At 69.0% G+C, this 13,683-nt stretch carries 9 protein-coding genes; 5 read left to right on the forward strand and 4 right to left on the reverse strand.

From position 1 onward, the window contains the following. Positions 1 to 284: 284 nt before the first annotated feature. From GGD82_RS11190 to rnr, 3 genes are all read left to right on the forward strand, one after another. On the forward strand, positions 285 to 1,334 hold the full coding sequence (locus tag GGD82_RS11190; RefSeq protein ID WP_170284213.1) for a porin: 1,050 nt from the start codon (positions 285 to 287) through the stop codon (positions 1,332 to 1,334). Between the two features lie 299 nt (positions 1,335 to 1,633). Next, a complete protein-coding gene (locus tag GGD82_RS11195; RefSeq protein ID WP_170284214.1) occupies positions 1,634 to 2,416 on the forward strand; it encodes a DUF2062 domain-containing protein in 783 nt (260 codons plus the stop codon). Positions 2,417 to 2,520: 104 nt separating this feature from the next. Then, positions 2,521 to 4,809, forward strand: coding sequence for a ribonuclease R (gene rnr / locus GGD82_RS11200; protein WP_170284215.1), 2,289 nt, complete (start codon positions 2,521 to 2,523; stop codon positions 4,807 to 4,809). 30 nt (positions 4,810 to 4,839) lie between these two features. Here rnr and GGD82_RS11205 read toward each other — a convergent pair whose 3' ends face one another. Then, positions 4,840 to 7,551, reverse strand: coding sequence for a CoA-binding protein (locus tag GGD82_RS11205; protein WP_150061748.1), 2,712 nt, complete (start codon positions 7,549 to 7,551; stop codon positions 4,840 to 4,842). 29 nt (positions 7,552 to 7,580) lie between these two features. After that, positions 7,581 to 8,876: an ATP citrate lyase citrate-binding domain-containing protein gene (locus GGD82_RS11210; protein WP_150061749.1), complete on the reverse strand. Its 1,296-nt coding sequence runs from the start codon at positions 8,874 to 8,876 to the stop codon at positions 7,581 to 7,583. A 287-nt stretch (positions 8,877 to 9,163) separates the two neighbouring features. Between GGD82_RS11210 and GGD82_RS11215 the strand changes: the two genes are divergently transcribed. Both GGD82_RS11215 and GGD82_RS11220 read left to right on the forward strand, forming a co-directional pair. After that, positions 9,164 to 9,799 carry an NAD(P)-dependent oxidoreductase gene (locus GGD82_RS11215; protein WP_150061750.1) on the forward strand — a complete coding sequence of 212 codons (636 nt, stop codon included), beginning with the start codon at positions 9,164 to 9,166 and terminating at the stop codon, positions 9,797 to 9,799. 269 nt (positions 9,800 to 10,068) lie between these two features. Continuing rightward, complete coding sequence (locus GGD82_RS11220) at positions 10,069 to 10,902, forward strand: acyl-[acyl-carrier-protein] thioesterase (protein WP_170284216.1); 834 nt, start codon at positions 10,069 to 10,071, stop codon at positions 10,900 to 10,902. An 82-nt stretch (positions 10,903 to 10,984) separates the two neighbouring features. On the opposite strand, the gene GGD82_RS11225 is transcribed toward GGD82_RS11220, so the two are convergent. Both GGD82_RS11225 and GGD82_RS11230 read right to left on the reverse strand, forming a co-directional pair. Next, the gene (locus GGD82_RS11225; protein WP_150061752.1) at positions 10,985 to 11,470 is read right to left on the reverse strand and encodes a cysteine peptidase family C39 domain-containing protein; all 486 of its coding nucleotides are present in this window, start codon (positions 11,468 to 11,470) and stop codon (positions 10,985 to 10,987) included. A 54-nt stretch (positions 11,471 to 11,524) separates the two neighbouring features. Next, positions 11,525 to 13,591, reverse strand: coding sequence for a GGDEF domain-containing protein (locus GGD82_RS11230; RefSeq protein WP_170284217.1), 2,067 nt, complete (start codon positions 13,589 to 13,591; stop codon positions 11,525 to 11,527). Positions 13,592 to 13,683 lie beyond the last annotated feature (92 nt).

The following is a 13,683-nucleotide window of genomic DNA, read 5'->3' on the forward strand; positions in this document are numbered from 1 at the left end:
ACGCGGCCCGTGGCGCCCCGTTCGAGGGGGCGCCACGTCGGCCGGACGGCGGCGCCGACGGTGGCGCGAATGGGGCCGCGCAGGGGGTCCGAAAGGGGGGTGTTGCCCCGCCGCCACGCCCTCTGCATTTGCGTGCTTCCCGGGCAGCAGTGTCGTTGACGAACCCGGCCCCCGCGTGTCTTTATCCTCAAGCGAACCCGGCGAGACCGGCGGGAATTCTGCCTTCGGACCGGCTCCCAGAACAGTCGGTCCGCAAAACTCAGGCGAGAATGAGAGGAGAAGTCATGAAGAAGGTTCTTTTCGGCACGACGGCCCTGATCGCCGCTGCCGCTTTCGCTGGCAGCGCCCAGGCGGAAAAGATCAAGCTCGGCATCGGCGGTAAGCAGGAAGTCTGGTTCGGCTTCGGCGACGTCGAAGACAACGCGGGTGAGACCTACAGCTCCACCGGCATGCAGACCGACACCGAGCTGTACTTCACCGGCTCCACCACCCTGGACAACGGCATCACCGTGAAGGCCGTCGTTCAGATGGAAGCCGACCAGGGCGGCGGCGACGACGCCGACGAAACCTACATCACCATGTCCGGCGGCTTCGGCGCGCTGCAGCTCGGCAACCGTCAGGACGTGGTCATGAACCAGTCCTGGGGCGGCTCCGACCAGGGCGGTCAGGACTGGGATGAGGCTGTTGGCGACTGGAGCCCGAAGCCGGCTGGTGCCGACCTCGAATTCGGTGACACGCTGAGCTACAGCTACTACTCCAGCGACGACACCTCGGTTGGTTACACCACGCCGTCCTTCTTCGGCTTCAGCGGTGCCGCCAGCTACGCCGCGAACAGCAACGATCGCACGAAGTTCGGCGATTGGAAGACCGAAGGCGGCTACAAGGACATGTATGCCGTTGGTCTGGCCTTCAACAACGAGTTCAGCGGCATCGGCATCCACGCCGACGTCGGCTACTGGAACCACGACGGCTCCGCGTCCACCCCGGATCGTGACCTGATCCGCGGCGCCGCGGCCCTGAGCTACGCCGGCTTCGAGCTGGGCGGCGCCTACGGTGTGTGGGACCACGAAGGCGACGACAACACCATCGACGTCTGGCAGGTCGGTGCTGGTTACGAGAACGGCCCCTACGGCCTGGACTTCAACTACACCAACATCAACAACGAGCTCTCCAGCGACGACGAAGACATCGATCACTTCAAGGTCGCCGGTAAGTACATCCTCGGCCCGGGCATCAACCTGACCGCGTCGGTGTACCACACGGCGTACGACAAGGATAACGGCGACGACCGCGACATCACCGCCGGCCTGATGGGCGTTGCCCTGAGCTTCTAAGCTTAGCGCAATCCGCTTGGTGGTCGGTTCTCGGATCGACTGCACGGAAGGGAGGGGCTTTGCCCCTCCCTTTTCGTATATGTGGCACCCACCAGACCGGTCCGGGCCGATCGACCGTACGTCGGGGCCGAAATCATCGAATATCCGTTTCGCCCGGGATGCGCCACGCGCCGCGAAGTGCTATATGCGCGGAACGGTGCCGGAGGGTCCGCCGCACCGGCCGAGCCACGCGCCCCGCCGTCGGTTGGACCACCGGGATCGGCACCGAGGCACACCTCAGGCAAAGAGCGATGCGCGACATGACGGCGTCGGACCAGGGACGCCCCTCCTCCGATCGGGCCGCGGCCCCGGGACACGCCCGACCCGGCCCATCCCCCCACACAGACGACGCAGCGCGACCGGACGCCCGTCTGTCCCCGTCCGGCCGTCGGCTGTCCTGGTGGCAGCAGAGCACCCGACTGGTCCGCTATCGGCTGGTCATCCCTCTGTTGCGCAGCGGCCACGCCCCGGAGCACACGGCGCGCGGCGTCATGATCGGCCTGATCTGGGCCATGACCCCGCTGGTCGGCATCCAGATGATGATGGTGGCGCTGACCTGGATCATCACCACACGCCTGTTCTCCTGGAACTTCAGCCTGGTGCTGGGTCTGGCCTGGACATGGGTCACCAACGCCTTCACCATTCTGCCGTTCTATTATGCCTACTACGTCACCGGTCAGGTGCTGCTGGGGCACTGGGACGATATCAGCGGCTTCGACACCTTCGTGGCGCTGTGGCAAGGCACCTTCGGCGCCGACATGGGGTTCTGGGCCGCGTTGTGGGTCTATCTGGTGGACATCGTCGCCGGCTGGGGCCTGCCTCTGGTGGTTGGGTCGATCCCCTGGGTCATCATCTGCGGATTTTTTGGGTACCGTCTGAGCCTGCGGGTGTCGCGCCGCTACCACGCCAAGAAAATCGCACGCCGGGCGGCCAGCGAACGCCGCAAGGCCCAGCGTCGGGCGGACCGCGCCGCGAAGGACTCGGCCAAGACGGACGCGGAGGGAACCGGTCCGGAAAGATCCGCCCAGGATCCGCAGGTCTGACCACGCCGCGTCGCCCGTCCCGCCGACTCGCACGGCCCCCGCACTCCGCGTCCTGCCGCCCCGCCCTTCGGCGCTCACCCCTCGCCACAAGGATCGCCGCTGTCGTGCCACCCCAGACACCGAAAAAGCAGGCGCCGTTTCCCACCCGAGAGCAGGTGGTCGCCTACATCCGCGACAACCCCGACCACGTGGGCAAGCGGGAGATCGCGCGCGCCTTCAATCTGAACGCCGAGCAACGCCCGCTGCTGCGCGCCCTGCTGAAGGACCTGGAGAAGGACGGAACGGTGCAGCGCGGCCGCAAGCGCCGCTTCGCGCCCCCGGGCACCCTGCCCGAAGTCACCGTCCTAACCGTCCACGGCACCGACGCGGACGGCGAGCTGTTGGCCCGCCCGGACACGTGGGATGCGGACGAGCTGGGCCCGCCGCCGCGCGTGCTGGTACTGCCCATGAAGGGCCGCCACGCCGCCGCCATCGGGGTCGGCGACCGGGTGCTGGCGCGGGTCGCCCGCGACGGCGACTCGAGCTATGTCGCCAAGCCGATCAAGCGGTTGGCCTCGGCACCCACCCGCCTGCTCGGCGTTCTGGCCGAGGGCCCGGACGGCTGGCGCCTGCGCCCGACCAACAAGCGCGACCGCAACGAATACATCGTGCGGGCGGCCGATCGCGGCGAAGGCGGGCTTGGCGACCTGGTCGAGGCGGAGATCGTGCCCGGCCGCACCTACGGCCTGCGGATGGCCCGCGTGCTGGACCGGTTGGGCGACACCGCCAACCCGCGCGCGGTCAGCCTGATCTGCCTGCACACCCACGGCATCCCGACCGAGTGGCCGCCGGAGGCGGAGGATCAGGCCAAAGCCGCCGGACCGACCCCGCCCGAGGATCGGGACGACCTGCGCGACGTCCCGCTGGTCACCATCGACGGCGAGGATGCCCGCGATTTCGACGACGCGGTCTGGGCCGAATCCGACCCGGACCCCGACAACCCGGACGGCTGGCATGCTATGGTCGCCATCGCCGACGTGGCCTGGTACGTCCGGCCCGGCGACGCCCTAGACGACGAGGCGTTGCGGCGCGGCAACTCGGTCTATTTTCCGGATCGGGTGGTGCCGATGCTGCCGGAGGCGTTGTCCAACGGCTGGTGCTCCCTGCGGCCGAACGAGGACGGGGGCTGCCTGGCGGTCGAGATGTGGTTCGACGCGCGCGGTCAGAAGATCCGCCACCAGTTCCGGCGCGGCATCATGCGGTCGGCGGCGCGGCTGACCTACACCCAGGTGCAGATGGCCGTCGACGGCACCGTGGACGACACCACCGGCCCACTGGTCGAGCCCCTGCTGCGCCCGCTCTACGGCGTGTTCGCGGCCCTCAGCGGCGCCCGGGAGAAACGCGGCAGTCTGGAGCTGGACCTGCCGGAACGCCGCGTGATGGTGGGGGAGGACGGCACCGTGTTGGGCATCCAGCCGCGCGCCCGCTACGACAGCCACCGCCTGATCGAGGAACTGATGGTGGCCGCCAACGTCTGCGCGGCGGAGGAGCTGGAGCGGCTACGCGAACCCTGCCTGTACCGGATCCACGATGAACCGTCGCAGGAGAAGCTGGGCGCGCTGCGTGACTTCCTGCGCACCCTCGACATCTCCCTGGCGCCGGGGCAGGTGATGACCCCGCACCTGTTCAACCGCGTGCTGGAGCGTGCCCGCGACACCGAACACGAACACTTGGTCAACGAGGTCGTGCTGCGCGCTCAGGCGCAAGCCGAGTACAACCCGGACAACATCGGCCATTTCGGGCTCGGCCTGCGCCGCTACGCGCATTTCACCTCGCCGATCCGCCGCTATGCCGACCTGATGGTGCACCGGGCCCTGATCCGGGGCCTGCGGCTGGGCGCGGGGGCCCTGGAGGACGATCAGGCCGAGCAGTTGGCCGAGATCGGTGGGCATATCTCCTCCACGGAGCGGCGCGCCGCCGCCGCCGAACGCGACGCCGTCAACCGCTTCATCGTCGGGTTCCTGGCCGGCAAGGTCGGCGCCACGTTCTCCGGGCGCGTCAACGGCGTGACCCGCGCCGGACTGTTCGTCACCCTGGACGACACCGGCGCCGACGGCCTGATCCCCATCAGCACGCTGCCGGCGGATTTCTACTGGCACAACGAGGACGCCCGCTGCCTGGAAGGGCGGGAGCACGGCCGCGTCTACCGCCTGGGGCAGCCGGTCACGGTGCGCCTGCGTGAGGCCGATCCTCTGGTCGGCGGCCTGCTGTTCGAGGTTCTGGACGACGACGGGACGGCCCCCGCCGGGCGGCGCGGACCTCGCACAAAAGCCGGCGGCCCAAAGGGCGGGCGGCCAAAAACGGGCGGACCGGGGCGGCGGCACGGACCCCCGCCCCGCCACCGGGGGCGCTGACCCGGCGCCCCCGCCACACCCTTCCGTCGCCTACGACACGTAACGGCACTGTGAGGCCGGGGTGCGCGTGTCCATGTTGCGGCCCCGGTTCATGTGGTCGTCGATCTCGGCGGCCGAGCCGATCATGCGGCCGTACAGGAACACGTTGAACGCGGCGGTCTCCAGATCGCCACCGGTCAGGGCGCCGGAGCGGTAGTCCTTCCACAGCACGGCCAGCAGCAGCGCCGCGATGACGGCATCGATGTTCACGCAGAACACGTAGGGCGAGGCCCCGACCTCGTACAGCGCCGTCACCAGCTCGCGGTAGAAGGCGTGGAAGATATTGTAGTCCCCGCGCTCCGCCATGAACCGGGCGATGAACTCCTCGCGCGGGTCGTGGTTGACCGGCTTGCCCCGGAACACCGGATGATGCACGCCGGGCAGGGCGCGGGTCTCCAGGCCGAGTTCCTTGGCCTTGCGCTTCTCCGCCTTGTAGGACTCCGCGAACGCCATCGCCATCGCCGTCAGATCGAGGCCGTGGTTCGGGTCGGTCGGATCCTCCAGCCCGCTGCCCTCGAACTGCTGCAACAGGAAGGCCATGCCCTCGAATCCGTTGCCGCCATGGCTGAAGCCGGTGTGGGTCAGGAACCCGGCCATCGCGGTGTTGATCTGCACCCGCTGCGGCGTTTGCGGGCCGTCCGCCGCCACCGCACCCTTGGCGCCCTGGGCGGAGATGGACCCCGGCCCGTTGGAGATCAGCAGACCGATGAGCAGTTGCAGGGGCTTGGCCTCGTCGCCGCGCGCCCGCTTGCCCGTCACCGCCAGATAGCACAGGTCGGCCACCGTCCAGGCGCTGAACCGCTCCTGGCGGGGAATGCCGTGCAGGTTGCCGCGCTCATGGTGGCGGCCCTCGATGGAGGCCCCGACCATGACCCCGTACAGACGCAGGTACCACGGCAACGTCTCGGCGGTCAGGCGGCTGATGCGCTTGCGGGTCAGCGGTCCCCAGGCAATTGTCGTGGCGATGGCGGCCAGGATGGCATCACGCGACGGTCGCCCGCCCAGCGTCTCCAGGAAGCGCAGGAACACGGAATCGCAGCCCCGGTCGCGCACCGCGGTCAGCATGGCCTCCGGTCGCGGATCGGCGGCCTCGTCCGGGCGGGCGAGGAACAGGGCGCGGGTGGCCTCGTCCACCGCGACCATGGTCACGTCGAACGCCGGATCCCGCCCGGTGCGCAGCCCCGTCGGCGCGAACAGGTCGATCAGCGTGCGCGCGCAGGCCAGCGGGCGCTCGACCCGGCGCGGGCCCACGATGGACACCGCCGCCGCCATGATGGCGTTGGGAGCGTTGCCGGCCTCGCGCGCCGCATCGGCGGCGATCAGCATCGGCTCACCCACCAGATTGACCTCGGCCGAGACCGCAACGTCGAGCAGCGCGCGGTCATGCGCGTCCGCGATCTCGTGCACCAGCGGCAGGGCGAAGCTGGCCTCCAGCGGCTCCAGCGCCAAATCGAGCACGGAATGCCCATGCACCGACGTCACCTGGGTCTTGGGGTCCATGACCGAGGCCCCGGAGGCATCCTTCATGCCCTGGCGGGCGAAGACGGCGCCGATCCGCTTGCTCAGCGCGCCGATCTGCGCGTCGTAGGGCGCCATCGCCGGCACCAGCGGCAGATCCAGGTCGGCGGGGAGGGCGATGCCCTGGGTGTTCGCCATCCACGGCTTCAGCGCGAGGGATCCGGTCGGCGCGAAGTCCGGGGTCATCCCGTTCAGCGCCATGACCTGGGTCAGCGCGGCCGGAATGTCGGCGATGTTCACCACCACAGCGCCCTTGGCCGAGGCGTGCGGTGTCTCGGGCGTCCACAGGCCGTCGACGCCGAACGTCTCCATGAACCAGCGTTCCTTGTCCTGGGCGCTGTCGCCGCTGCCCGCCATGGCGCCGGCGTGGCCGACGGCGCGGGTCAGCTTGGACTTCCAGCGCCCGACCACGCAGGCCACCACCGGCTTGTCGAACGCGACCTCGTGCTCGTAGTAGCCGCCGGGTTCCACGTACAGAACCGCCGCCTTGGTGCGCGCATCGTTGCTCAGGGCGAAGGCGAAATCGCGCGCGGCGTAATGGATGTAAATGTCCTTGCCGGACGAAATCAGCGTGGTGGTACCCCAGCCTTCCGTGGCGAGGTACTGCGCGATCGTGGTCGTGAACCCGCCCGAGTTGGAGAAGATCGCCACCGTGCCCTTGCGCAGCGACTCGTCCGGATGGTCCCCGCCCAGCGCGCCGCCCAAGCGGATCCGGTTCCAGGAATCGGCGACGCCCAGACAGTTGCCGCCGATCACATCCACGCCGTTGGCCTGGGCGATGGCCCGGATCTCGCGGGCGTCGTGGACCGCGACCTTCTCCGTGATGATGATGATCTTGGACAGCTTCGGATTGACCCGGATCAGCTCGGCCACGCCATCGCGCACCCCGGCCGGCGGCAGGTAGACGACCCCGGTGTTGAAGCGGTGACCGGCGTTCATGCCCTCGCGCACGTTGTTGTAGACCGGCACGTCCCCGATCGGCGTTGGCAGAACCTGCGTCCCGCGTCCCGGCGCGGTGCCGTAGACCACGTTGCCGCCCGAAAAGGCGTGGCTGATCGGCGTCACCGTGCGGGATTCCCCACCCAGAATATTCAGCACACAGACGCGGTCGGTGGGGGCCGCCACATCCTCTAGGGATCGGATCCCGAGGTAATAGCTGAACCCTTCGATACCTTGGCGATACATCGTTCGCTCCCTGTTCCCGAGCCGTCGTCTCAGGCGTCGTCCTTGAGGCCGCCTTCTTTGAGTCCCATGTGGCGGGCGATCACCGCCCGCCCGCCGTCCGACATCCAGGCGTCGACCTTGCGCGCATAGGCCACAACCTCCGAGATCGCGCTGTCGAAGCCGAAGAAGCGGTACGGCACCCCGAGCGCGTCGCAAGTCTCGGCCAGCGTGCCAAAGCCACGGATGAGGTTGGGTCCGCCGCGTCCCACCACCACATGCAAGGGGGTGGGGCCGCGCTCCGCGAAATGCTCTCGCAGGGCGTCGCCCATGGCCCGGAAGGTTTCGTGAATGTCGGTGTTGTTGGCCTTGCCGCCGATGATGAACAGCACGTTCGACTGGCGGAGGAAGTGGCGGTAGCAGATGCGGGCCACGGCTTTCATCTTCTCGTACGGCGGGTTGCCGCCGAAGTCCGACGAGATGATGGCGCTGTCCCCCAGGACCTCCGTCACCAGGCTGTTGGCCCCGCCGCCGAAGGTCGGCGCCAGGATGGTTCCGTGCTCATTGATGACGAAGACGTCGGATTGGCCTTGATAGGTGCGGAGTTGATTCACCTCGTGCTCGAACTCCGAAACACTGCCCGCGAACAGGTGCGCCGGCAGGCCCAGGCGCGCCATGCGTGGGTCGTCGCGGTCGAACCCGGCCTTGAAGTCGCAGGCCACGGGCAGCAGGCGCCCGCCCGCCTCCGCCCGCAGGCGGATCGGGTTCAGCTCCAGCGTGGTCATGCCGTAGTGGTGAAACAGGTCCCACAGGCGCGGCAGGTGTTGCACCAGCGGCGAGATGATCTCGCGCGGGGCACCCAGGTCGGACAGCGCATTGGCGACGACGAAGGCCTTCAGGCCGGTCAGCGCCTCGAACGGAACGGTGGCGAGTTCGCTGTGGTCCAGCTCCTCAATCTCGATCCCGCCCTTGTGGGTGATGGTCATGGTCGGCGCCCGGAAGTGGGTGTCGTCCGTGATGGAGAAATAGACCTCATGCTGCGCCGGAACCCCGGCCTCGAACGTCACGCCGTTGGCCTTGGCGACGAGGGCGCCGTGGCGATGTTCGGCGAAGTACAGCCGCTCCTTCTCCGCCAAGGCCGATTTCAGGTCGCGAACGACGCCGACCAAACCGGCCTTGCCCTTGCGCCCCACGCCACCCTTGAAGATCGGCTTGACGAAGACCGTGCCGTGCCGATTCAGCAGGTCCTGGATCTCGTCCTCGCTGGCCCCCGGACCGAGCACCTCGGTGACGGGAAAGTCGACGTAGCGCAGCAAGGGGGCGCCGTGCAGCAGCCCGGTCAGTTGCATGACTGGCTCTCCTTCGTGGTGACCCCGTCACGACAACCGCGTGTCGACGGTCCGCAAACCGGGGGCCATGGCCGGTATGACCGTAAGACCTGTAAGGGGTATCAGCCCTCGCGCGCCCGGCCATGCGGTTCGTTTGCATGGCTGGGGGGCACCGCGAGGACAGCCCCTGACCGGCCGGGCCAGGATTGGTCGTTGCCCGGCCATCATGACACCGAACGGCCGGCGCGCGCGAGAGGCCCGATTGCGCAAACAGACCGGCATGCGCCATTGGAGGAAAGGAGTCGCTCATGACCGTGCTCGTCATCGGCGCCAGCCGGGGCATCGGGCGGGACACCGTCCGCGCCACCTTGAAGGCCGGCCACCGCGTGCGCGCCTTTGCCCGCTCCGCCGATAGCCTGCCCATCCGGCATCCGAACCTGGAGCGATGGCGCGGCGACGCCCTGAACCCGGACGACGTCGCCGCCGCGCTGGTCGGCGTGCAGACGGTGATCCAGACCCTGGGCGTGTCCGCGCGCGCCCTGATGGAACCGGTGACGCTGTTTTCCGAGGCGACGCGGGTCCTGCTCCCGGCCATGGAGCACCAGGGGGTGCGCCGGCTGATCACGGTGACCGGATTCGGCGCGGGGGACTGCCGGTCGGCCATCTCCTGCCCGCAGCGCGTCCCGTTCCGCCTGCTGCTGGGCCGCGCCTACGACGACAAGAGCGTGCAGGAAGAGCTGATCAAGGCCAGTGCGCTCGACTGGACCATCGTCCGGCCCGGCATCCTGGTGGGCGGGCCGGGGTTCGGGCGGTATGCGGTGCTGACCGAGCCGCACGAGTGGCGCAACGGCGTGATCGCCCGCCGCGACGTGGCCCGCTTCCTGGTCCGTCAGATCACCGACACCACGCACATCCATAAGGCGCCGGTGCTGGTCTGGGGTTAGGCGCGACGGGCCTGGATCGGCATCCTTTGTCAGATGGGTGCGCTGCACCATATCCTTGGGACGGGTGCGGTCGCCTGGCCCGGCCACGGTCACGGCCACGCGGGGCGCCCACATCGCAAAGGCCCTGCACGAGAAGGCCCATCGCGCGTGTTTCATCGCGAACTCCCTGTGCATATCGCAGCGCGGCATGCCGCGCCCGCAAGCAAAGACAGCGGCAGGACCACGGTGGTATGAACCGGGTCCCCCAGGACCGTTCGAGGACCGTTTCCGTGCTGGAGAGCCTGCCCGACCCCGACTGGCCCGCGATCGCGCGGGCCGACGCGCCCGTCAACGCTTCCCACCTCAGCTATCCCGTCCGGGTCCGCGACGCAGTGCCGGGTGGCGCCATCAGCCTGCCCGGCCTCGCCGACATCTGCCAGGAAGCCGCCGCCCGCAACGCCGCCGGCTTCGGCCAGGGCCTGACCGAGACCATGGCCCGGGGTGCGGTCTGGGTCATGAGTCGCATGCGGCTGGCGGTGCGGCGCTATCCCCGCCTCGGCGAAACGGTGACCGTGGACACCTGGCCGGCAGGGCTGGAGCGCCGCGGCGCCCTGCGCGTCTATCGCCTTGGAGTCGCGGATGAGCCGGTGATCGGCGCCGCGATTTCGGTCTGGTCGCTGTTCGACCTGGCCACTCGGCGACCGGTGGCGGCGATTGAGGCGGTGTTGGGTGACGTGGCGACGGGGCCCTGTCTGCTGCCGGTCCCGCCCACCGTGCCGCCCACGGTTCCCGCAAGCCCGGGCGGCGCCGCGCGCGAGCGGGCCTATCCCGTGCATCCGGCCCAGATCGACGTCTACGGCCACGTCAACCACACCCACCTGATCGCGTGGTGCCTGGGCGAGAACGCGGGCGCCGACGGTGTCGCGGCGTCCCCTCTGTGCCCCCGCGACATGGTGATCGGCTTTCGGGCGGAGGCCCGGCCGGACGACACCGTGGTGGCCCGGCGCGATGCCGGACACCCGAACGCCGAACGGGGCGGGCGGGTCGGGTCCGCCCTGACCGCCGGTGCGGACGGCCGCGAGATCGCGCGCGCGGTCGCGTGGTACGGATCCGCCGCTCAGTAGGACCGGAAGACCCGCTCGCCCGTGTCCGTCTTGATCCACTCGAACGCGGCGCCCGCCGCAACGGGTTCAGGGGGGCGGGGGTTCAGGACGCGGGATCGCCCGGAAGGATCACGTCCCCGGCCCAGAACAGGCCCAAATCCGTGGCATCAAGCGCAAGGTGGCGTTCGGTCAGGGCGTCCGGCGGCCCCTCATTCCGGAGCAGCACGCGGTGGCTATCGCCGTCCGGCCCCGCCGACGCGCCGCAGTCCTCCAGCGCGTCCAGGATGGCCGTGGCTCCATCGCGGAAGATCAGCAGCGCGGGCAGGTGCCCGGTGTGCGCCGGCAGATCCTCCCACCGCACCCGCGCGTGCCGCGCCCGCAACTCCAGCGCCTCAGCCACCGCCAGCACCGTGCTGAGCGAAAAGCCATCGCCGGTAATGCCGAACTGTTCGGCCAGCCGGTCACGATCGCCGGCCACGCCACGATCTGCGGCGATCAGCAGCAGGCGATCCAGGAAACAGCCATTCACGGACGGGCCGGCCGTCTCGGCCGGGGGCGGGGCCGTGCTGTCGGGGGAGCGGGCGATCATGGGGGAGACATGGCCCGATCCGCGCCGCGAAGCAAGGGTCGGACGCGATCGGCCTTAGCCCGATCCGATCGCGCCCACCCCCAGCGCGGCCCCGCCCCCGCATCCGACAGCGTCGCAGGTCTCCATGCGGGCGCGTGCGATCTTGCTGGCGGACTGCTTCGCCTTTTTCTTGTAGACCGCGATCTGACCGGCGATGTCGTCGGCGCTGCGCGCCGCGTGGGCGCGCGGCAGTTCGATCACGGCCGCCGACGCCGTCAGAAGCGGCAGGTGCCGTTCGTTGCCGTCGCGGTCGCGGCCGATCATATAGCCGCGTTGGCGCGACACCTCGTCGTAGAAGCTCTCGACATCGTTGCGGAAGCGTTCGATCAGGTTGCCGATCAAGTCGACGGCGGTATCCCCGTCGTAGTCCTTGAAGCCGACGAAGAAATCATCCCCACCGACGTGCCCCACGAACACATCGTGCTGCGGCAGCTCCTTGCGCAACAGCTCCGCGAACAGGGTGATCGCGCGATCCCCCTGGCGGTACCCATAGGCGTCGTTGAACGGCTTGAAGTTGTCGAAATCGAGATACACGATGATCCAGAAGGCCTGATTGTCCAGAAGCGCGTCGGCAATGTACTCGTTGATCATGTTGTTGCCGGGCAGGCGGCTGAGCGGGTTCTGGTCCCGGGCCATGGCCAGATTTTTCTCACTGATGACCTTGAGCAGCGAGGACGCCGACAGGAAGCCCATGTATTGCCGGTCGCAGGTGATGAGAATGCACTCAGCCCCGCCGGAGGCCGAAAACACCTCCAGGATCCGCTCCGCCTTAGTGTTCACGTCGGCGACCGGGCAGCGCACGACGAACTCGTCCAGGGTCTTGCCGAGCGCCCGGTTGCTGAGCAGGTCCTTGCCGTACAAGCTGTAGGTGTATTCCTTCAGGTCCGCCTCGCGCACGATGCCCAGGGGCTCGGCCGAGGCATCGACGGCCGGCAGGAAAGTCTGGTCTCGCGCGCGGCGAAACCGCTCGAACACCACGGTCATCGGCGTGCCCAGGGTGATCGGCTCAATGCTCTGGGTCTGGGAGGTGATCAGCGCGGCATCGCTGCGTGCGGCCCGCTTGTCGGTCTCGTTCAACGCCCGGATGTCGGCGCAATCGTCGGTCAGCACGGCGGGATCGGACACAGGCGGTCCCACCAGAGGCCCCTGAATGTAATCGCAGCCGGCCTGACGGCAGACGTGGTACTGGTCGACCGTCTCGACGCCCTCCGCCATCACCTGAGTGCCCATCAGGTGCACCAGATTGATCAGGCTGCCCAGGGTCAACCGCCGGGAGCGGTCCGCCGCCTGGGTTTGCACGAAGAACCGGTCCACCTTGACCAGATCGGGCCGCGCCAGGGTGAGGAGCGGCAGGCTGGCGGTACCGGCGCCAAAGTCGGAAAGGGCCAGCCGGCCGGACAGGCTCCGCAAGGTCTTGAACAGACGCGAGAGCTCGGTATGGGCGGCGGCCGCCGCCGGATCCCCCGTGCACAGGGTGTCCAGATTGAAGAACGGCAGCCGCTCCGAGATCATTACGATCACGCTGCTGGCGTGGATGCCATGGCGCTCCACCTCCACGCGCAGATGGGCGATCAGCGGATCGGCCCACGCGATCATGCGGGTATCGATGGACAGGAACAGCTTCAGCGAGGCCCGCTCGGTCAGCGCCGCGAACAGGCGCAACGCGCCAGCGTGGGCCGCCTGTACGATGTCCGGCAAGCGGTTGTCCGCCCGCAAGGGATCGGCGGGCTCGCTGCTGTCGAACGCGCCGTCGAGAAGATCGTCCGGTGAGGCGAAACCCAGGGCGCCCGCGTTGCCGATGACCGCCTCGACCCCGAGCACGCGGCCGGAATGCGTGCCGACAACCGGATGCAGGACCATGTCGAGGCGTTCGGCGATCTCGGACCACCCGAGGGCGCGGGCCCGCGCGTGGTCCGGTCCAGGCGGGGCGGCGGTCCCATGCGACATGGTGAAGCGGGGGCGATACCACACGGGATGGCGCCCACCGGCCCACGGATCACCCCAGGCCGCCGCCGGCTGAGGGCTCACGGCCGCCCCGCCGGTCCGCGGCACCGTGGGCCGGGCCGAACCCTCGTCTGTCATGTGCCCCTCGCAATCCCCGGATCGTCCGCGTGCAATCACGCCGCAACAAGACCGTTGGGACCGGTTGGACAGACCGCCGAGGCTCTCCCACC

Origin of the sequence: Roseospira marina, from assembly GCF_014197855.1 — a bacterium.
GTDB lineage: Bacteria > Pseudomonadota > Alphaproteobacteria > Rhodospirillales > Rhodospirillaceae > Rhodospira > Rhodospira marina.